Source organism: Serratia sp. FDAARGOS_506 (assembly GCF_003812745.1).
Classification (GTDB): Bacteria; Pseudomonadota; Gammaproteobacteria; order Enterobacterales; family Enterobacteriaceae; genus Serratia.
On the sequence record NZ_CP033831.1, the window covers coordinates 2,584,308 to 2,602,942 of the forward strand.

21 protein-coding genes and 1 riboswitch are annotated in these 18,635 nt (G+C 59.8%); of the genes, 5 read left to right on the forward strand and 16 right to left on the reverse strand.

What is annotated here, in order from left to right:
* Positions 1 to 115 precede the first annotated feature (115 nt).
* Positions 116 to 1,564 (forward strand): sensor domain-containing diguanylate cyclase, encoded by a 1,449-nt coding sequence (locus EGY12_RS12525; RefSeq protein ID WP_253722797.1) that lies wholly within the window; start codon positions 116 to 118, stop codon positions 1,562 to 1,564.
* Positions 1,565 to 1,588: 24 nt separating this feature from the next.
* Here EGY12_RS12525 and EGY12_RS12530 read toward each other — a convergent pair whose 3' ends face one another.
* Positions 1,589 to 2,068, reverse strand: coding sequence for a cold-shock protein (locus EGY12_RS12530; protein WP_025301823.1), 480 nt, complete (start codon positions 2,066 to 2,068; stop codon positions 1,589 to 1,591).
* A gap of 166 nt (positions 2,069 to 2,234) precedes the next feature.
* Between EGY12_RS12530 and EGY12_RS12535 the strand changes: the two genes are divergently transcribed.
* Complete coding sequence (locus EGY12_RS12535; protein ID WP_123893877.1) at positions 2,235 to 2,744, forward strand: VOC family protein; 510 nt, start codon at positions 2,235 to 2,237, stop codon at positions 2,742 to 2,744.
* Between the two features lie 35 nt (positions 2,745 to 2,779).
* On the opposite strand, the gene EGY12_RS12540 is transcribed toward EGY12_RS12535, so the two are convergent.
* The 6 genes from EGY12_RS12540 to EGY12_RS12565 form a co-directional block, all read right to left on the reverse strand.
* Positions 2,780 to 3,607 (reverse strand): amino acid ABC transporter ATP-binding protein, encoded by an 828-nt coding sequence (locus EGY12_RS12540; RefSeq protein ID WP_123893879.1) that lies wholly within the window; start codon positions 3,605 to 3,607, stop codon positions 2,780 to 2,782.
* Positions 3,608 to 3,616: 9 nt separating this feature from the next.
* Entirely contained in the window at positions 3,617 to 4,504 is an 888-nt protein-coding gene (locus EGY12_RS12545) for an amino acid ABC transporter permease (protein ID WP_123893881.1), read from the reverse strand.
* A 30-nt stretch (positions 4,505 to 4,534) separates the two neighbouring features.
* Positions 4,535 to 5,062 carry a GNAT family N-acetyltransferase gene (locus EGY12_RS12550; RefSeq protein ID WP_123893883.1) on the reverse strand — a complete coding sequence of 176 codons (528 nt, stop codon included), beginning with the start codon at positions 5,060 to 5,062 and terminating at the stop codon, positions 4,535 to 4,537.
* Positions 5,063 to 5,071: 9 nt separating this feature from the next.
* A complete protein-coding gene (locus EGY12_RS12555) occupies positions 5,072 to 5,992 on the reverse strand; it encodes an ABC transporter substrate-binding protein (RefSeq protein ID WP_070914120.1) in 921 nt (306 codons plus the stop codon).
* Positions 5,993 to 6,018: 26 nt separating this feature from the next.
* The gene (locus tag EGY12_RS12560; protein WP_123893885.1) at positions 6,019 to 7,344 is read right to left on the reverse strand and encodes an LLM class flavin-dependent oxidoreductase; all 1,326 of its coding nucleotides are present in this window, start codon (positions 7,342 to 7,344) and stop codon (positions 6,019 to 6,021) included.
* A 189-nt stretch (positions 7,345 to 7,533) separates the two neighbouring features.
* Complete coding sequence (locus tag EGY12_RS12565) at positions 7,534 to 8,697, reverse strand: M20 peptidase aminoacylase family protein (RefSeq protein WP_123893887.1); 1,164 nt, start codon at positions 8,695 to 8,697, stop codon at positions 7,534 to 7,536.
* Between the two features lie 346 nt (positions 8,698 to 9,043).
* Between EGY12_RS12565 and cspE the strand changes: the two genes are divergently transcribed.
* Positions 9,044 to 9,253, forward strand: coding sequence for a transcription antiterminator/RNA stability regulator CspE (gene cspE / locus EGY12_RS12570; RefSeq protein ID WP_004940030.1), 210 nt, complete (start codon positions 9,044 to 9,046; stop codon positions 9,251 to 9,253).
* A 57-nt stretch (positions 9,254 to 9,310) separates the two neighbouring features.
* Here the strand turns inward: cspE and EGY12_RS12575 are convergent, their stop codons facing one another.
* The 3 genes from EGY12_RS12575 to crcB form a co-directional block, all read right to left on the reverse strand.
* Positions 9,311 to 10,501, reverse strand: a complete 1,191-nt coding sequence (locus EGY12_RS12575) for a multidrug effflux MFS transporter (protein WP_049273651.1) — start codon at positions 10,499 to 10,501, stop codon at positions 9,311 to 9,313.
* A gap of 6 nt (positions 10,502 to 10,507) precedes the next feature.
* Entirely contained in the window at positions 10,508 to 11,104 is a 597-nt protein-coding gene (locus tag EGY12_RS12580) for a TetR/AcrR family transcriptional regulator (RefSeq protein WP_123893889.1), read from the reverse strand.
* 289 nt (positions 11,105 to 11,393) lie between these two features.
* Complete coding sequence (gene crcB, locus EGY12_RS12585) at positions 11,394 to 11,777, reverse strand: fluoride efflux transporter CrcB (RefSeq protein WP_004940022.1); 384 nt, start codon at positions 11,775 to 11,777, stop codon at positions 11,394 to 11,396.
* Positions 11,778 to 11,856: 79 nt separating this feature from the next.
* A riboswitch (Fluoride riboswitch) is annotated at positions 11,857 to 11,919 on the reverse strand.
* Positions 11,920 to 12,001: 82 nt separating this feature from the next.
* On the opposite strand from crcB, the gene EGY12_RS12590 reads away from it, so the two are divergent.
* Positions 12,002 to 12,430 carry a GNAT family N-acetyltransferase gene (locus EGY12_RS12590; protein WP_123893891.1) on the forward strand — a complete coding sequence of 143 codons (429 nt, stop codon included), beginning with the start codon at positions 12,002 to 12,004 and terminating at the stop codon, positions 12,428 to 12,430.
* 1 nt (position 12,431) lies between these two features.
* Here the strand turns inward: EGY12_RS12590 and EGY12_RS12595 are convergent, their stop codons facing one another.
* Complete coding sequence (locus EGY12_RS12595; RefSeq protein WP_123893893.1) at positions 12,432 to 13,499, reverse strand: diguanylate cyclase; 1,068 nt, start codon at positions 13,497 to 13,499, stop codon at positions 12,432 to 12,434.
* Between the two features lie 218 nt (positions 13,500 to 13,717).
* Here EGY12_RS12595 and tatA point away from each other — a divergent pair, with 218 nt between their 5' ends.
* Positions 13,718 to 13,933 (forward strand): Sec-independent protein translocase subunit TatA, encoded by a 216-nt coding sequence (gene tatA / locus EGY12_RS12600; RefSeq protein WP_060440524.1) that lies wholly within the window; start codon positions 13,718 to 13,720, stop codon positions 13,931 to 13,933.
* A 94-nt stretch (positions 13,934 to 14,027) separates the two neighbouring features.
* Here the strand turns inward: tatA and lipA are convergent, their stop codons facing one another.
* The 5 genes from lipA to rlpA form a co-directional block, all read right to left on the reverse strand.
* Complete coding sequence (gene lipA / locus EGY12_RS12605) at positions 14,028 to 14,993, reverse strand: lipoyl synthase (RefSeq protein ID WP_123893895.1); 966 nt, start codon at positions 14,991 to 14,993, stop codon at positions 14,028 to 14,030.
* Positions 14,986 to 15,654 carry a lipoyl(octanoyl) transferase LipB gene (lipB, locus tag EGY12_RS12610; RefSeq protein ID WP_049199992.1) on the reverse strand — a complete coding sequence of 223 codons (669 nt, stop codon included), beginning with the start codon at positions 15,652 to 15,654 and terminating at the stop codon, positions 14,986 to 14,988. Before lipB ends, lipA begins: the two co-directional genes overlap by 8 nt.
* A 134-nt stretch (positions 15,655 to 15,788) precedes the next feature.
* Positions 15,789 to 16,055 carry a DUF493 family protein YbeD gene (gene ybeD / locus EGY12_RS12615; RefSeq protein ID WP_004940012.1) on the reverse strand — a complete coding sequence of 89 codons (267 nt, stop codon included), beginning with the start codon at positions 16,053 to 16,055 and terminating at the stop codon, positions 15,789 to 15,791.
* A 104-nt stretch (positions 16,056 to 16,159) separates the two neighbouring features.
* Complete coding sequence (gene dacA / locus EGY12_RS12620; RefSeq protein WP_004940010.1) at positions 16,160 to 17,371, reverse strand: D-alanyl-D-alanine carboxypeptidase DacA; 1,212 nt, start codon at positions 17,369 to 17,371, stop codon at positions 16,160 to 16,162.
* A 179-nt stretch (positions 17,372 to 17,550) separates the two neighbouring features.
* Positions 17,551 to 18,633 carry an endolytic peptidoglycan transglycosylase RlpA gene (gene rlpA, locus EGY12_RS12625; RefSeq protein ID WP_123893897.1) on the reverse strand — a complete coding sequence of 361 codons (1,083 nt, stop codon included), beginning with the start codon at positions 18,631 to 18,633 and terminating at the stop codon, positions 17,551 to 17,553.
* Positions 18,634 to 18,635 lie beyond the last annotated feature (2 nt).

The following is an 18,635-nucleotide window of genomic DNA, read 5'->3' on the forward strand; positions in this document are numbered from 1 at the left end:
TATTATTGATTTGTCTGGCTTTTTTGGTTGAAATCCGAGTTGATTATCCCTCACTGGCCGGGCGAGAGAGTATGCACATTATTATTCTGGTTATTAGCAAAATATGGGCGAGGCGATGAACGCCAGAATAAACGCCAGGCATGGCCTGCCGCTAACGGTTCAGCTGATCAATCTTTTCATGCTGGCCTTTTTACTTTCCCTGGTGGGTATTCTTAGCCGGCCGATTGGCTCGCTTTCCTTATTTTGGCCGGTGAATGCGATTCTGCTTGGCCTGCTGTTGCGCAAACCCGTTTACGCCACGCCGCTTGGCTGGTTCACCACCTATCTGGGCATGGTCGCCGCCGATCTCAGCACCGGCGAAGGCTGGTCTCTGGCGCTGTGGCTGAACGCCTGCAACATGTCGCTGATCGCCGTCGGTTACGGCATCATGCTGATGCTGCCCCAATCTCAACGGCGCATGGGCAAACCCCAGGCGATACTCTATATGTTCAGCGCCAGTCTGGCCGGCGCGGCGGTGGCGTCGACGCTGTCGGTGCTACGCAACGACAGCCTGTATAACAACACGGTCGTGGTTGCCTGGCTGGCCTGGTTTAGCGAGCAGTTCTCGACGACCTTGCTGCTGTTGCCGGTGCTGATGGCGGCGCCGCGGCTGAAGCAACTGTTGCGCATGCAGGTGCGTTGGCGTTTGAAAGGTTGCCTGCCGCTGCTGGCGCTACTGCTATCGCTGGCGTTCAGCGTCTATATCGGCGGGCCGGGCGCTATCGCCTTCCCGATCCCGGCATTGCTGTGGTGCGCGGTGCGCTACCAGCTGTTCCCCGTGACGTTGCTGACGCTGTTGACCGGCATGACCGAGATCAGCAGCATTTCCGCTAACCTGGTGCTGTATGAAACGCCGAACAATCATAACGCCTTCCTCGATACGCTGATGTCCGCCCGATTGGGCATCGCCATGCTGGTGATGGGCCCGCTGATCCTTGCCAGCTCTATCGCTGCCAACCGCAAGCTGATGCGGCGTCTGGAGCACAGTGCCAACCACGATTTTCTGACCGGGGTGCTGGCGCGCAGCGCGATGACGCGCAAAGCGGGCGAACTGTTGGAGCATAAGCACCGCTCCAAAGAGGCGGTGTCGCTCCTGCTGATCGATATCGACTATTTCAAGCAGATCAACGATACGCACGGCCACAGCGCCGGCGATCAGGTTTTGGCGTCGTTCGCGCACATCGTGCGGCGCGAGCTGCGCCACGATCAGCTGTTCGGCCGCTTGGGCGGGGAAGAGTTCGCCATCATGCTGCCGCGCGCGCTGGCGGCGCAGGGCGTGGCGCTGGGGGAACATCTGCGCCGGCTGGTGGAGCAGACGGAGCTGCAGGCGGAAGGTAATCAGACCTTGAAAATCACCATCAGCGTCGGCGTCGCCAGCCTGGCGATGAAAGAGGTGAAATCGCTGGAGCAACTGATGAATATGGCGGATATCGCGCTGTATCGCGCCAAGTCTCAGGGGCGTAATCGGGTGGAGTCGTTCAACGTGGTGAACGGCAACAGCGTCGAGCATATCCTGTTCCGTTAGGGCTCGACGCGGGGCAAGCGGCGCTTACAGGCTTTTCAACGCCTTGATGGTCTCATCCATATCGATCTCGTGCTCGGAGAAGGTATGGGTGGTGTTCTGGAAGGTGGTGATGGTCAGCATGCGCAGCGTTTGCATGGTCTGCGCCTGGTCTTCTGACTGCGGGCGAATGCGGTTCATCAGCAGGCCGACCGACAGCACGGTGTTCTCTTTATCCACGTCGGCTTTGACCGGCACTTCCTTGGTGAAGGTATTGAAAGACTTGATGCTGGTGATCTTGATTCTTTCGTTGGCGATGATGATGTATTTGCTGGGCGCCAACACTTTGACCGCATAAGCCGACGGGCCTTTGGTGTTGTTGGTCGGTTCGAAAGTCACCGCCGCGTTTTTCTTAATCAGCTCCGGGTTCTGCACTTTAATCACGTGAAAATAACGATTTTCTCCGTTCTCGTCGGTAATAAAGCCGAAGCCTTTGTCTTCAAAAAAAGTCGTTATCTTGCCGTTCATCGCTATTCTCACAAAAGGGTTCAATACAGCGCTTATGATAGCGCGGAATGCCTTGCAGCGACAGATTGCGCGGGCGGCATTTAGTCATGCGATAACGGCATTTAGCGGCTTTCCCCCCACATGCTATGTTCAGGCTGACTTCATTCAATGCGAAAAAGGAATATCGATGGGCATCAAACGTCTCAATCACGCCGTGCTGTATGTCAGCGACGTGCGGCAGAGCGCCGACTTTTATCATCAGGTGTTGGGGTTCAAGCTGAAGCCGTCCGACAGCCCCGATCGGGCGGTGTTTACCCAGGCCGCCGATTCGGATAACGATCACGATTTGGCGTTGTTCAGCAAGAACCTGGGCCAGCAGCGCGCCGGGGTATTTCGCGCCAACAGCGAGCCGCCGGCGGAGCATGAGCCTCCGGCCGGGCTGTACCATCTGGCCTGGGAAGTGGACAGCCTGGAAGAGCTGGAGCGCATTCGTCACCAGCTGGCCGAACGCGGCATTCTCGGGCTGGAAGAGGATCACGGTGTGCACAAAAGCATTTATGGCCATGATCCGGATGGGCTGCTGTTCGAGGTGACCTGGTTTATTCCCCCGGCTTTACTGACCGAAGAGGACAAAAACCAGCAGGGGATCCGCCCGCTGGATTTCGCCGCCGAGAAGCGGCGTTTCGCCGGCCTGTAGGGGCTCAGATGCGGGGCGCCGCGGCGCCCCGACGATCACAGCACTTTGTTGAGGAAGTTTACGGTGCGCGGATGCTGCGGCTGAGCCAGCACTTGCCTGGCGTCGCCCTGTTCGACGATCTGCCCATCGACCATAAACACCACCCGATCCGCCGCTTCGCGTGCAAAGCCGATTTCATGCGTGACCACCACCAGCGTGACGCCCAGATCCGCCAACCCCTTAATCACGTCCAGCACTTCGCCGACCAGCTCGGGATCGAGCGCGGAGGTCGGTTCGTCGAACAGGATCACCTTCGGGTTTAGTGCCAGCGCCCGTGCGATGGCGATGCGCTGCTGTTGGCCGCCGGAGAGGTGGCGAGGGTAGGCGTCCGCCTTGTGGCGCAGCCCGACGGTATCAAGCAGCTCATAGGCTACCGTTTTCGCGCGCTCGCGGGAGTGGATCTTGTGCACCACCGGCGCTTCGATGATGTTTTCCAACACCGTCAGGTGCGGGAACAGGTTGAAATTCTGGAACACGTAGCCGACGTTGATGCGTTGCCGAAGGATGGCCTTTTCCTTCAGCTCATACAGTCGGTTGCCCTTGCGGCGGTAGCCGACGTAGTCGCCGTCGATGCGGATAAAGCCTTCATCCACGCGCTCCAGGTGGTTGATCGCCCGCAGCAGCGTCGATTTGCCGGAGCCGGAAGGGCCGAGGATCACGGTCACGGTGCCTGGCTGCAGCGTCAGGCTGACGTCGTCCAGCGCCTTGTGTTTGCCGAAGAATTTGCTGACGTTGCTGATTTCGATCAGGCCGCGCGCCGGCACCGGGGTGAGATTGCGCGCAGGCTGCTCGGGCAAGGCGTAATAATCAATGGCTTCAGACATGCGGGTCTCCTAACGTTTTAGCCAGCCGGCCAGTTTCTGCCAGGGCGTCGGCGGCAGTTCGCGCACCGCGCCTCGGGCGAAATAGCGCTCGATGTAGTATTGGATCACCGACAGCGCGGTGGTGATGAACAGATACCAGACGGTGGCGACCATCAGCAGCGGTATCACCTGCTGGGTGCGGTTATAGATCACCTGGATGGTGTAAAACAGTTCAGGCAACGCCAGCACATAAACGATCGAGGTGCCTTTCGCCAGGCTGATGATTTCGTTGAAACCGGTCGGAATAATGGAGCGCAGCGCCTGCGGCAGAATGATGCGAAAGGTGCGGCGGTAGCCCGGCAGGCCCAGCGCCGCCGCCGCTTCGTGCTGGCCGTAATCCACGCCCAGGATGCCGCCGCGGATGATCTCGGCGGTGTAGGCGGACTGCACCAGCGTCAGGCCCAGCACCGCCACGGCGAATTGGCCGAGAATGTCGATGGTCGGATAGCTGGTGAACACCACGGATGTGAAGGGAATACCGAGCGAGATGGCGTCGTACAGGTAGGAAAAGTTGTACAGAATGATCAGCACCAGGATCAGCGGCAGGGAGCGAAACAACCAGATATACCCCCAGGCCAGCGACGCCAACAGGTAAGAGCGCGACAGCCGCGCCAGCGCCAGCAGAGTGCCGAACAGGATGCTGAACAGCGTGCCGAGCAGCGTCAACAGCAGGGTTTGCCCCAGCCCCGCCAGCACCGCCGGCGCGAAGAACCACTCGGCGAACACACCCCATTCCCAGCGTGCGTTGCCCGCCACCGATTGCACGATGGCGGCCAGAATAAACAGCGAAAACAGCGCGCCAATCAGCCGCAGCGGATAGCGGGCGGGCACCACTTTCAAGACTTCTTGTTTGGACATGTCATGTCTCCTGATACAGATAAAGGGGCCTTAGGCGATTTTCCTTTCCGACGCGCAACAACACGCATCCTCTGCAATCAGGCTTTTGCGGAACGGCAGGCGGCCATCGTAGGGCGGACGGCTGTAAACCTCGCTGTCGACGGTGGGGTCGAACTGCGGCTGATAACCGTTGCTCAGATACAGGCCCACCGCTTCGGGCTGGCGAAAGCCGGTGGTCAGATAGAGCCGGCGGTACCCCTGCGCCAGCGCCAGCGTTTCGAGCTGCTGCAACACCCGCTGCGCCAGGCCCTGGCGACGCAGATCGCCCCGCGTCCAGATGCGCTTCAGCTCGGCGGTTTGTGCGTCATAGCGTTTAAAGGCGCCCATAGCGATCGGCGCACCGGCGCGCATCAGCACGATGAAGGCCCCTTGCGGCGGCGCGTACAGATCCAGCGGTTCCGGTTCCTGGTCACCAAAATAGTTGCCATAACGCTGACGATATTCGCCGAACAGCCCCTCGATCACCGGGGCGATCAGCGGGTCGGTCGGCAGTGTCTGAATGAAGGTGTCTTGCGTCATCGCGCGCTCCTAATCGCCCAGACCGGGCGGGTTGATTTCCGACTGCGCAAGGCGTTCGACGCTCTCGCCCCAGCGGTTGAGCACTTGATCGTACTGTCCGCCGCGGATCGCGCCGTTCAGCGCTTCATTCACCGCCTGCACCAACCCGTTGCCTTTACGGGTGGTGACGGCGATGTGCGCCGCCTTGGGCCAACCGCCTTCCACCGTACCCGCCAGCCGGGTGCGGCCGTTCAGCGCCGCTTTATAGGCGCCCAGCACGTTCGGCCCGAAGTAGGCATCGGCCCGGCCGGACTGGATCGCCAGCGTGGCGGCCGCATCGTCGGTCACGTAGATCGGTTGGAAGGGTTTGAGCCCCTGCTGCCGATTCTGCTTGTCCCACGCCAGCAAGATGGCTTCCTGATTGGTGCCGGAGCCGACGATGATCTTTAATCCGGCGATATCGGCAGGCTGTTTGATCGTCGCGATCTTACCGCCGGTTTTGACGTAAAAGCCGAGCGAGTCGATGCGGTAGGTCGCGAAGTCGAAGCGGGTTTTGCGCTCTTTGGTCACGGTGACATTGGTGATGGCCGCGTCATACTTGCCGGAGACCACCCCCAGCGGCCAGTCTTCCCACGAGGTTTGCACTACGTTAAGCGTTAGGCCCAGGCTGTCGGCCACCAGCTGCGCGATATCCACTTCGCTGCCGATCAGCCGCCGGTTGTCGGCGGCGAACAGCGCCAGCGGCGGCGTGTTGAGCGCGGCGATCGCGACGGTGAATTGGCCCGGCTTCACGAAGTGGAAATCGGCCGGCAGTTTGGCGATCGCCTGCGGGTTTTTCGGCGCGTGGATCGGGGTTTCATTGGCCTGCAAATCGATGCCGGTGCCCGCCAGTGCGGCGCCGGTCAGGCTCAGCAAGGCCGCCACGAGGGCGGCGGTAACGGTTTTCTGCATAGCGGGTATCCCTGAAAGCGATCTTATTATTGGGTGAATCTGTTCAACGGGCGCTTCAGGCCCAGATGCTCGCGCAGCGTGGTTCCGTGGTACTCTCGGCGGAGCAGGCCACGTTGTTGCAGGATGGGTACCACCCGATCGACAAACTGGCCGAAGGCGTTGGGCGTACCGCCGCTGATGATGAAGCCGTCGGCGGCTTCGCCGTCGAACCAGCGTTGCAGGCCGTCCGCCACCGCTTCCGGCGTGCCGCTGAACACCGGGCGCGGCGAGGCGGCTTCCAGCGCCACCTGGCGCAGCGTGAGGTTACGCTCGCGGGCGCTGCGCTTGATGGCGTCGGTGGTGCTGCGGAAACTGTTTTGCCCCAGATCGCCGATGTCCGGGAAGGGGGCGTCCAGCGGATGGCGGGCGAAGTCGTAATGCTCGAAGTAGCGGCCGAGGTAGTTGAGGGCGTTTTCGATGCTGACCAGGCGGGCGGTCTCCTGGTACTGGCGCTCGACGTCTGCATCGTCGTCGCCGACGATCACGCTGACGCCCTGGAAGATGCGCAGGTCGTCCGGTTCGCGCCCCTGTTCCACCAGCTGCCGCTTCACGTCCTGGTAGAAATCCTGCGCCTGCTCCAGCGTGTCGTGATGGGTGAAGATTGCATCGGCGTGTTGGGCCGCCAGCCGTTTGCCGTCGTCAGAGGCGCCGGCCTGGAACAGGATTGGGCGCCCCTGCGGCGTGCGGCCGATGTTAAGTGGCCCCTGTACCGAGAAAAATTCCCCCTGGTGATTGAGAGTGTGCAGTTTGCCGGCGCGGAAGAATTCGCCGCTGGCTTTATTGCGCACGAAGGCGTCGTCTTCCCAGGAGTCCCACAGCCCTTTGGCGACGTCGAGAAACTCGCCGGCGATGCGGTAACGCAGGCTGTGTTCCGGGTGTTCGGCGCGAGAGAAGTTTTTGGCCGAGCCTTCCAGCGGCGACGTCACCACGTTCCAACCGGCGCGGCCGTTGCTCAGATGATCGAGGCTGGCGAACTGGCGGGCGACGGTGAACGGATCGCTGTAGGAGGTGGAGAGGGTGCCCACCAGACCGATTTTGTCGGTGACGGCGGACAGCGTGGCCAGCAGGGTGAGCGGTTCGAAACGATTAAGAAAATGCGGAATGGATTTTTCGTTGATATATAATCCATCGGCGACAAACACGAAATCGAATTTCCCCTGTTCGGCTTTTTTCGCCGTAGCGATATTAAATTCAAGATTGATGCTGGCGTCGGCGGTGGCGTCCGGATGACGCCAGGCGGACATATTTCCCGATGCGCCATGCAGAATGGCGCCCAGGCGCAATTGCCGTTGTTTATTCGTGTTGTCGCTCATTGTAATTATCCTGTCATGCGCCGCAGGGGCGCGCGGTGTCTGATGTATCCACTATTGATGAGCGGCAGCGGGATGTAAAACAACAAAACAGCATATTCAAATGTTGAAAATTGCAAATATCACGGCGGGCAAAATAATAAGACCCGACGCGGCATCCGCAGCGTCGGGGAAATAATTCTTTTCCGTTATTCAGGCATTGCTGAGGGCTTTTTCTGGCGCGATGGCTAATTGTTGCAGCGTGCGTTCCGCCAGCAGCGTAAAATATTGCGCAGCGGGGAACAGGGCCCGCTCATCGGGATTGAAACGCGGATGATGCAGGCCGAATTCGCTGGCGGAGCCAATGCTGACGAAGACGCCCGGCACATGGTGCAGATACAGGGCGAAATCTTCACCGCCCATCTGCAACTCCGCCTCTTCGACCCGGTAGCCGGCCTCGGCGGCGACGGTTTTGCTGAACGCCGCCCAATGTGGGTCATTGATCACCGCGGGCGGCCCCGGCTGCCAGCGGAGTTCGGCTTGCGCACCCAGCGCGGCGGCAACGCCGTCGATCACTTGGCGAATCTTGTCCGGCACCTGGCGGCGCACCGCGTCGCTGTGGGTACGCACTGTGCCTTCCAGTTCCACGGTTTGCGGCAGCACGTTCCAGGTATTGCCGCCTTCGATGCGCGTTACGCTCACCACCAGCGATTCCAGCGAGCTGAAGCTGCGGCTGGGCAGCGTCTGCAGCGCGCCGACGATCTGGCTGGCGGTGACGATGGTATCTACGCCCTGTTCCGGTTTGGCGGCGTGGGCGCCTTTACCGGTGATGAGGATCTGGAAGCGATCGACGTTGGCGTAGAACGGGCCGGCGCGAGTGGCGAAGGTACCGGTGGGCAGCTCCGGCGCGTTATGCAGGCCAAACACCGCGGCGACGTTATCCAGCGCGCCGGCATCGATCAAGTGACGGGCGCCGTTGAAGGTCTCTTCTGCCGGCTGGAAGAAGATGCGTACCGTGCCGGGCAGGTCGGCCTCACGCACTTTCAGCAGGTGCGCGGCGCCGAGCATCACCGAGGTATGAAAGTCATGGCCGCAGGCGTGCATCACGCCGCGGTTTTGCGAGCTGAAGGGCACGTCGGCGATTTCGTCGATCGGGAGGGCGTCAATGTCGCCGCGCAGCGCGATGATCGGCCCCTTGCCGCTGCCGATCTCCGCCACGACGCCGGTTTTCAGCGCCAACGGCAGCAGACGAATGCTCGCTTCTTGCAGCCAGCGCGTCAGTCGGGCGGTGGTGGCGAACTCGTGATTGGAAAGCTCGGGGTTTTGGTGCAGCTCACGCCGATAGGCGATGATTTTGTCTGCCAACTGGCTGGTCATAGGTTTGGCTCACAGTGGGAAATAAACCCTAACCCTAGTGCAGAGGCCGCCGATGCAAAAAGACCATCTGGTTATATTTCATAGCGATTGCGTCTGCATAGGGACGTCAACGCTGGGGTAAGTGGGCTGGTTTGGGCGTTCGCTCGTTATTCGCCGGCGCATGGAGAGGATTGACCTGGAACGGTAACTTATCGCAACCGGTGCAATCAATTTACACCGGACAACACGGATTTTTTCACTCTTTATCGGATTTCTGTGATCGCGGTGGTGGACAAAATCTTGCCTGCTTGCTGTACTGTGATCGACACAGGTTTTGTGTCTTTCATTCACGTTAAAGGTAAGTTTGATGTCTAAGATTAAAGGTAGCGTTAAGTGGTTTAATGAATCCAAAGGCTTCGGTTTCATTACTCCGGAAGATGGTAGCAAGGACGTTTTCGTTCACTTCTCTGCCATCGTTAGCAACGGTTTCAAAACGCTTGCTGAAGGCCAGCGTGTAGAATTTGAAATCACGAACGGTGCCAAAGGCCCATCTGCCGCTAACGTTACTGCTATCTAAGCTGCGTAGCTGAATTTCTTAAAACCCGCTCATTGAGCGGGTTTTTTATTGGGTGCGTTATGCCTTGCTGCGGCGGCCTAACAGGCTGAACAGCAGGATGGCGACGGCGTAGCAGCCGACGATGGTCAGCGCCATCGACAGGCTGGAAGTGCCGCCCAGCCCGGTGAGCGGCACGGCGCAGGCGCCGAGCGCGAACATGCACACGCCGATCAAGGCCGAAGCGCTGCCTGCTTTGTCACCCTGGCTTTGCATTGCCAGCGAAGAGGCGGTTGGGCCGACGATGCCGATCACCGCCACCGAGAAGAACAGCGGCACCAGCAGCAACACCAGCGGCGCATGCAGCGCGGCGGCCAACAGCAGCAACAGCGACGCGACGGCCGCCAACGTCAGCCCGCTCTTCAACACCCGGCGCTCCCCCCAACGCGAACTGAGGCGGCTGGCCAACTGCGCCGCAATGATCAGCCCGACGCCGTTAATGGCGAAGCACAGGCTGAACATCTGAGGGCTGAGGCCGTAGATTTGCTGCAAGACGAAAGGTGAGGCGCCGATATAGGCGAACATGCCGGCCATCACGAAGCCCTGCGTCAGGCACAAGCTCATGAAATAGCGTTGGGTCAACAGACTGCCCAGCGACATCAGCATCGCCAGGATACCGCCTTGGCTGCGGCGCTCGGCCGGCAGGGATTCGCGCAGTTTAAGCGCTGACAGGCTGAACAGCAGCACGGCGATAGCCGCCAGCACACCGAAGATGCCGCGCCAGTTCATCACCTGCAGCATGACGCCGCCCAACACCGGCGCGACGATCGGCGCCAAGCCGTTGACCAGCATCAGCAGGGCGAAGAAGCGGGTCAGCTCATGGCCGGCATACAGATCGCGGGCGATGGCGCGGGAAATCACCGCCCCACCGGCGCCGGCGATGCCCTGCAGCAGACGGGCGATCAGCAGCTGGTCGATGGTGGGTGCCAGCGCGCACCACAGGGAAGCACCCAGCAACAGGATCAGTGACAGCAACAGCGGACGCATACGGCCCAGTTTGTCGCTGTAAGGGCCGAAAATCAGCTGGCCGACGCCCAGGCCAAGCAGCCCGGCGGTCAGGCTGAGCTGCGCGGCAGCGGTGGAAGTATTCAGCTCGCCCGCCATCTCCGGCAGGGCGGGCAGGTAGAGATCGGTGCACAGCGGCCCCAGCGCGGCCAACAGGCCAAGCACGACGGCGTACACCAGACGTTGTCTGGCTAAGTGTTTGGTCATGAGAGATTAGAGTTTCCTGAACAGGTGAGAAATGGCCTGCTGATACAGATCGCGCAGCAGGGACGCATCGGCTTTTTGCGTGGTAAGGATACGGTAACCGGTGCCTTCGCTCATGACGGCGATAAACTCCACCCGCGCGGCGATCTCTTCCGCGCTGAAATGGGGATACAGTCGCTGCAGATTGTGGCACACGTGGCGAAACAGCCGCGCTTCCGCGTCGCTGAGCATTTTGGCCACCACCGGGTTGCGCGTGGCCTCGGCGGTCACTTCCAGCATCAGCATATGATCGGTTTCGCTCTCGCCCGGCTGCTGAAACAGCGTGCGCGCCGCCAGCGTGCCGGCGATCAGGTTAATGTGATCGCCAAGGTTTTCCAACCGCTGCATCTTGCTGGCGATGATGCGGTTGACGATTTCCTCGATAATCGCGTCTTTATTAGCGAAATAGCGATAGATTTGCCCGACGCTGAGCTGCGAGCCCTGGGCGATTTCCGCCATACTGGCGGCGTGGAAACCGTGGCGGCGGAAGCTGATTTTCGCCGCTTCGACGATCTGATCGCGGCGGGCCTGCACCTTGGCTTGTTTACTGTCGTTGGGGGAGAGCATCTGCCCGATCCTTTGCTACGCGTGAGCCGGATTCACATTTTTGGGTGTGAACGTTCATTCTCAATTGTAGTGTAACCGACGGGAAAGACGCAAGATGAACGCGTGCTGCGGGGAAAAGGCGCTTAAGCGAACAGGTAGGATTTGATAAAGGCGGCGACGATCAGCACGCACAGCGCAACGGCAAACGCTTCGGCGGCGGTTTTCGGCAGGCTAAACATAGCGGTTTCTCATCCAGTCAGGAGTACTGGATGAGATTATGCGCATGCAAGATTAAGGAAACATTAAGGGCTTAGCGCCCGTTGACCCACATCACCAGCATGAAAGCCAGCAGCGTCATCGCCAGCGAGCCGGCCAGGTTGAGCAGCATGTTGGCCAGCGCCCAGCCGAAGCGGCCATCCTGCATCAGGTACACTACCTCCAGCGAAAAGGTGGAGAAGGTGGTCAGGCCGCCGCAGAACCCGGTGGTGATCAGTAATTTCCAGGTGGGATCCAGATGCGTCATGCGGGTGAAAATTGCCATCGCCAGGCCGATGATAAAACCGCCGATCAGATTGACCATCAGCGTACCGAGCGGAATGTGGGCGTTCAGCGGATTCATTTTCATGCTTACCGCCCAGCGCAATACGCTGCCGACGCCGCCGCCGATAAATACGGCCAGTAAAGAGCTCAACATGGGGCAACTCCCTTTCAATCAGAGAAATTCACGGGACTCGGAAAGGGACAGACGTAACGCTACGCGCCCCTCTCCGAGAGGTTACGTAGACATCATCAGCCTGTGAAGGCGGTTAGGGAGGAATGTCATCTCCAGCATGCCGCACGGCCTTTTTCGCCGTACCCGGTGGATGTTACACCTAACGCCGCCTATTTTGTAGTATCGACAATCTGCGAGGTCATCCCATGGAAATCAGAACGGCGCGCCTGAGCGATCGCCAGGCTATTGCCGAATTAATGACGGCGTTGGATTATCCCGGCACCGAGGCGTTTCTGGCGCAGCGGATGCACCAGCTGCTGGCGCATCCGGACGAGGCGCTGCTGGTGGTGGTGGAGGGCGAGCGGGTGCTGGGCGTGCTGTCGTTGCATTTTCTGCCGCAACTGGCGTTGGCCGGCGACATTGGCCGCATCAGCTATTTTTGCGTCGACGACCGAGCGCGCGGGGCGGGCGTAGGGCGGCGGCTGTTGGCGGAGGGCGAGGCGCTGGCGCACCGTCGCGGCTGCGATCGGCTGGAAGTTCATTGCCACAGCCGCCGCGAGCGGGCGCATGCGTTTTACCAGCGTGAAGGCTTTGTCGAAGCGCCGAAGTATTTTGCCAAGTTATTAAACCAGTAAGTTAGTCGCCCGTCGGCGTCGCCGTTTCCAGGCGATTGCGGCCATTTTGCTTCGCCCGGTAAAGTGCGCCGTCGGCCGCTTTCAACCAGTCCAGATAACTGCCCAGCGCAGGATGATAGTTGGCGATGCCGGCGCTGATCTGCAGCCGCAGCTGTGGCGCCTCTTTAAAGATCACGGCGTCCAGCCGCTGCTGGATGCGCCGCAGGACGGTTTCCGCCTGTTCGGCGCTGGTGTTCGGCAGCACTGCGCCAAACTCGTCGCCGCCGTAGCGCCCGACGATATCCACGTTGCGCAAGCCAATCAGCAATTCTTCCGCCAGCGCCGCCAGAGCCTCATCCCCCAGCGCATGGCCGAAAGTATCGTTGATGGTTTTAAAGCGATCGATATCCATCAGGATCAGCGTGGCGTTGTCCTGGTAGCGGCGGCAGCTGTCGAACTGGCGATGCAGCAGATGCTCCCAATGGCGGCGGTTGTACAAGCCGGTCAGCCCATCGCGGGTGCTGATGCGTTGCAGCTCCCGTTTCTTTTCCGCCAGCCGTTTGGCGGTGCGATAGGTCACCAGCCCAAGCAGCGTCGGGTAAAGGTAGATCATCGGCAGGCACAGATAGATTTGCAGCGCTGTGCTGTGCGGGTAAAACGGGAAGCCGAGCAGTGCGCCGGTCAGCGCCGCCGCGGCTAATTGAATCGCCAAGCCTTTGACAAATAATGCCTTACCGGCCGAAGCGATGTTGTTCATGCTCATCATCGACAGGATGACGATCGTCGGCAGCGCATTGAACGCCATCATCGCCGCCCAGAACCCGCCGAAGGCGGAGTCGATCAGCAGGTTGCGGAGCTCGGCTTTGAACGGATCTTTAGCGCGGCAGGCCAGGCGGTAGGCGAGATGCGGCCAGAGAAAGCCGTGAAAGGCCAGCAATAGCCAAACCTCTACAGATGGATCCAAGGGGGAGAGCGCGGCGAAGACGCAGATGAAGCCAAGCCCCAAACCGACGGTGCGGGGCAGGTAGGTGCGTTTGGCGAAGCTGAGGCCGGATTTTCGGGCATCGAAAACGGGGGGCGCAATATACATCCGGCATCTCCCTGATGAGTATCACGGCAGCGTATCATGCGGGTGATAAACTAAGAATAGTCTGGGATTCACGCCGTGAGGCCGCGTGGCATTCCTGCGACGGATCTCACTCTGTTACATGTTGCAGTTGTGCGAGCCAGGGGAAAGTCGCTAAATATTCGCAGGCAAGGTCAGTTTTTCTCGCTGTTCACGCAGCGCTCTATGATAAGAAGGTGAGTATGGAAGGTATCAGCATTACCAAACTTCTGGTGATTGCGGTGTTGGTGATTTTACTGTTCGGCACCAGCAAACTGCGCACGCTCGGCGCCGATCTTGGCGCGGCGCTGAAAGGCTTTAAAAAAGCCGTGGGCGACGACAGCACGCCGCCGGCCGCCGGCAACAACACCGCCGAGAGCCAGTCCGCTCAGCAGAGCGTCGAAAAGAAAGACGTTTAATTTCGTCTGATGGCGCGCAATAAAAAAACGGATGCCTTGCGGACATCCGTTTTTTGGCGTTTCCGCCGTATTTAGCGTAACAAACTATTACGCGTTATTTCACTTCCATCCCTTTGGCCTGCAGATCGGCGTGGTAAGACGAACGCACGAACGGGCCGCAGGCGGCGTGGGTGAAGCCCATCGCCATCGCTTCTTCTTTCATCTCGTCGAACTCGGCCGGGCTGACGTAGCGCTGCACCGGCAGGTGGTGACGGCTCGGCTGCAGGTATTGGCCCAGCGTCAGCATGGTTACGCCGTGGCGACGTAGATCGCGCATCACTTCGACGATTTCCGCGTTGGTTTCACCCAGGCCGACCATCAGGCCGGATTTGGTCGGGATATCCGGGTGCGCTTCTTTAAAGCGCTCCAGCAGCTTCAGCGACCACTCGTAATTGGCGCCTGGGCGCACCTGGCGGTAAATGCGCGGCACGTTTTCCAGGTTGTGGTTGAACACGTCCGGCGGCGTGGCGGTGAGGATCTCCAGCGCGCGGTCCATACGGCCGCGGAAGTCCGGCACCAGCGTTTCAATTTTGATGTTCGGGCTCTTGGCGCGGATGGCCGAGATGCAGTCGGCAAAGTGCTGAGCACCGCCGTCGCGCAGATCGTCGCGGTCAACCGAGGTGATCACGACGTAACGCAGCGCCATGTCGGCGATGGTTTGCGCCAGCTTTTCCGGTTCGTTGGTGTCCGGTGCGATCGGGCGGCCGTGGGCTACGTCGCAGAATGGGCAACGACGGGTGCAGATAGCACCGAGGATCATAAAGGTGGCGGTACCGTGGTTGAAGCACTCGGACAGGTTAGGGCACGAGGCTTCCTCACAGACGGAGTGCAGGCCGTTCTTACGCATGGCGGCTTTGATGCCCTGAATACGCGTTGAGTCGGCAGGCAGTTTGATCTTCATCCACTCGGGTTTACGCAACAGCTCCTGCCGTTCGGTGACCACCGTTTTGACCGGGATCAGCGCCATTTTGTCAGCATCGCGGTATTTGACGCCGCGTTCCATCTGAATTGGTTTACTCATAATCGTGCAGGTTCCAGTTACGAAGCTCGACCGTCTGGTAGCCGAGTAAATGAACAAATTCCTGTACCAGGATTGGGTGTATGTCTTCAATGCCAACGCCGGGCGCCAGCGCGCTGACCTGCGTCATCTGCATGCCGGCGTAACCACAAGGGTTGATGCGTTGGAAGGGGCTGAGATCCATTGCCACATTCAAGGCCAGGCCGTGGAATGAGCTGCCTTTGCGGATCCGCAAACCCAACGAACAGATTTTCTGCTCCCCCACGTACACGCCGGGCGCATCCGGACGGGCGCGCGATTCGAGGCGGAAGTGGGCGAGGGTGTTGATAACCGTATCTTCTATCGCCGTGACCAATTGGCGTACGCCGACCTTGTTGCGTTTCAGATCGACCATCACGTACATCACCTGCTGGCCAGGACCGTGGTAGGTCACCTGGCCGCCGCGATCGCTCTGGACAACCGGGATATCGCCGGGCATCAGCACGTGTTCGGCTTTGCCGGCCTGGCCCTGGGTGAATACCGGGTGATGCTGCACCAGCCACAGCTCGTCCGGCGTAGTCTCGGTACGACTGTCGGTGAAGTTATGCATGGCTTGGGATACAGGCGCGTAGGGCTGCAACCCCAGCTGACGCAAAATGATCTTGTCTGGTTGCAAAAGAGTCATCGTCAGGTTACAGAAGTGGTAAAGCCATTATACCGGGCGCTCCGGCCTGCGACCAGCCTTTCGCTGACCAAAAATGCGCAACCCGGGAAGACGCTGCGCCATCCCGGGTTGATAAGCAGGGGTTTGTGCTGGAATTACAGCACCATGCGAACAATTTCAATGTTGCCCAACTCTTCGTACAGGGTTTCGACCTGCTCGATGTGGGTGGCGTTGATGGTGATGGAAACAGAGTGGTAGTTGCCTTTGCTGCTTGGCTTAACCTGCGGGTTGTAATCGCCCGGTGCATGGCGCTGCACCACTTCAACTACCTGGTCAACCAGCTCAGGCTGCGCCAGGCCCATCACCTTGTAGGTAAACGAGCAAGGGAATTCGAGCAGTTCGTTCAGTTTAGTTTTTTGCATGTGCGTGCGCTCCAGAGTGCTAGCTAATCTATAAATTATAACTCCCGCCGGGGCGGGAGTTAATGTTATTCAGTATATGGGGGCAATTTCGCCCGTTTCAACCGTTAACCGAACCAGTGGTGGAACATCAGTTTGATGTAGTCCACGATGCGGCTGAAGAAACCGCCTTCTTTCACTTCGTTCATCACTACCAGCGGACGCTGGTCGATGGTTTTGCCGTCCAGTTGGAAGTTGATGCTGCCTACCACCTGGTTTTTCGCCAGCGGCGCGTGAATTTCAGGGGTGTTCAGCACATAGCTGGCCTTCAGATCTTTCATGCGGCCGCGCGGGATGGTCAGGTAGACGTCTTTGTCCACGCCCAGCTCAACGCGGTCGGCATCGCCGAACCAGACCGGCTCGGAGGCGAACTCTTTACCGACTTTCAGCGGTGCCACGGTTTCGAAGAAGCGGAAGCCCCAGGTCAGCAGTTTCTTGCTCTCGGCTTCGCGGCCTTTGTAGGTGCGGCCGCCCATCACGGCAGAGATCAGACGCATCTGGCCTTCGGTCGCCGAAGCCACCAGGTTGTAACCCGCCGCGTCGGTGTGGCCGGTTTTGATGCCGTCGACGTTCAGGCTGTTATCCCACAGCAGACCGTTGCGGTTCATCTGGCGGATATTGTTGAAGGTAAACTCTTTTTCTTTATAAATCGCGTACTCTTCCGGCACGTCGCGGATCAGCGCCTGGCCGATCAGCGCCATGTCGCGCGCCGAGCTGTACTGGCCCTGGGCATCCAGGCCATGCACCGTTTGGAAGTGGGTGTTCTGCAGGCCCAGCTTGCTGACGTAGGTGTTCATCAGGTTAACGAACGCGTCCTGGCTGCCGGCGACGTAGTCGGCCATCGCCACGCAGGCGTCGTTACCGGACTGCAGGTTGATGCCGCGGGTCAGTTTGGAGACCGGCACGCGATCGCCCGGCTTCAGGAACATCAGCGAGGAGCCTTTGAACACCGGGTTACCGGTCGCCCAGGCGTCCTGACCGACGGTCACCAGATCGTCCTGGCCGATTTTGCCCGCTTTCAGCGCCTGGCCGATGACGTAGCTGGTCATCATTTTGGTCAGGCTGGCCGGATCGCGACGCGCGTCGGCGTTCATCTCGGCCAGCACCTTGCCGGAGTTGTAATCAATCAGGATGTACGCTTCCGCATCGATCTGCGGGACACCTGGGATCATGGTTTTGATGTTAACGTCATCGGCATGTGCAACGGAGGCTGCGCTCATTGCGATAACGGTGCCGAGTGCGATGCTTTTGATTAAGCGAAAAGAAGTTACTTGTTTCATGATCGGGACTACAACATCCGTGAAAGTAAAGTTAAAAAACGAGCCACACTATAGCAGATGCGATCCCGGCAGGCATTACCCATTCATCTGACTAATTGCGGTTAGAGAACTTTTAGCTGCAAGAAAATGTTTCAGCTAAATAACCGCTTATCAGCGCAAATGCCCGCCGGGCTTAATGCTTAAGGTGCAGCAGTAACGAAAGACTGTTGTTGCGCTTCGCTGGCCAGGCGTTGCTGCAGCTGGGCCGCCTGCTGACGGCTACTGAACGGGCCGAGCTGGACGCGATAAACGTTGCCGTTGGCTGCCACTTTACCCGGTACGCCAAACTGTTGGCTCAGGCTTTGCTGCCAGCTTTGGGCGCGCTCGGCGCTGCTCAGCGCACCGACCTGCACCACGTAACTGCCGGAGGCAGAAGAGGAGGCAGCCATGCCGGCAGCTGCGGCGCCGGCCGCGACCGGAGCGGCCACGGCGGCGGCTTCAGGTTCGGAACCTTCCAGCACGCCGGCCGGTACAGCGCTCGGCGCGCCGAGGAAACCGCTGCGGCCAGTTGTGCCGCCGGCGGCTGGAGCGTTGTTGTCGTCGGTGCGCAGGGTGCTGTTATCGATCGGGCGCACCGCCGCGCCGCTGGCGACCGGTACGTCCTGCTGGATCGGGGTGCCCATGCCGCTGGAGCCGAGATCCGGGCGCGCCGGCAGGGCGTAGCTCTGTTTCGCCACGATGGTGCCGATGGTGCCCGGGCCGCTCAGCGTGCCGTCCGGCGCCACGTTGATGAAGTCCACTTTGACCTTGGTGTTGTTGGACAGGTTGAGGCGATCGGCGGCGGCTTTCGACAGATCGATGATGCGGCCCTTGGTGTAAGGCCCGCGATCGTTGACGCGCACCACCAATTGACGGCCGTTGGCCAGGTTGGTGACGCGCACATAGCTTGGGATCGGCAAGGTTGGGTGCGCCGCGGTCAGGCCGTTGGGATCGAACTGCTCGCCCAGTGCGGTGGTGTTGCCGTTGGCTTCTTCGCCATACCAGGCCGCCAGGCCGGTCTGCGAGAAGTTCTGCGGATCTTTTACGATGCGGTAAGTATCGCCATTAACCTTATAATCCTGCATGTTATTAGGGTTATAGGGTTCATATTGAGGCTCGACGCCACCGATTTCCACCACCGGGCCGTTGTACGGCTGCTGTGGCGCCTGCTGTTCCGTGGTCGGTGCGCTACAGGCGGAGAGCAACACCGCCGCGACGCCGATCCAAAGCCATTCCTTACGCATTA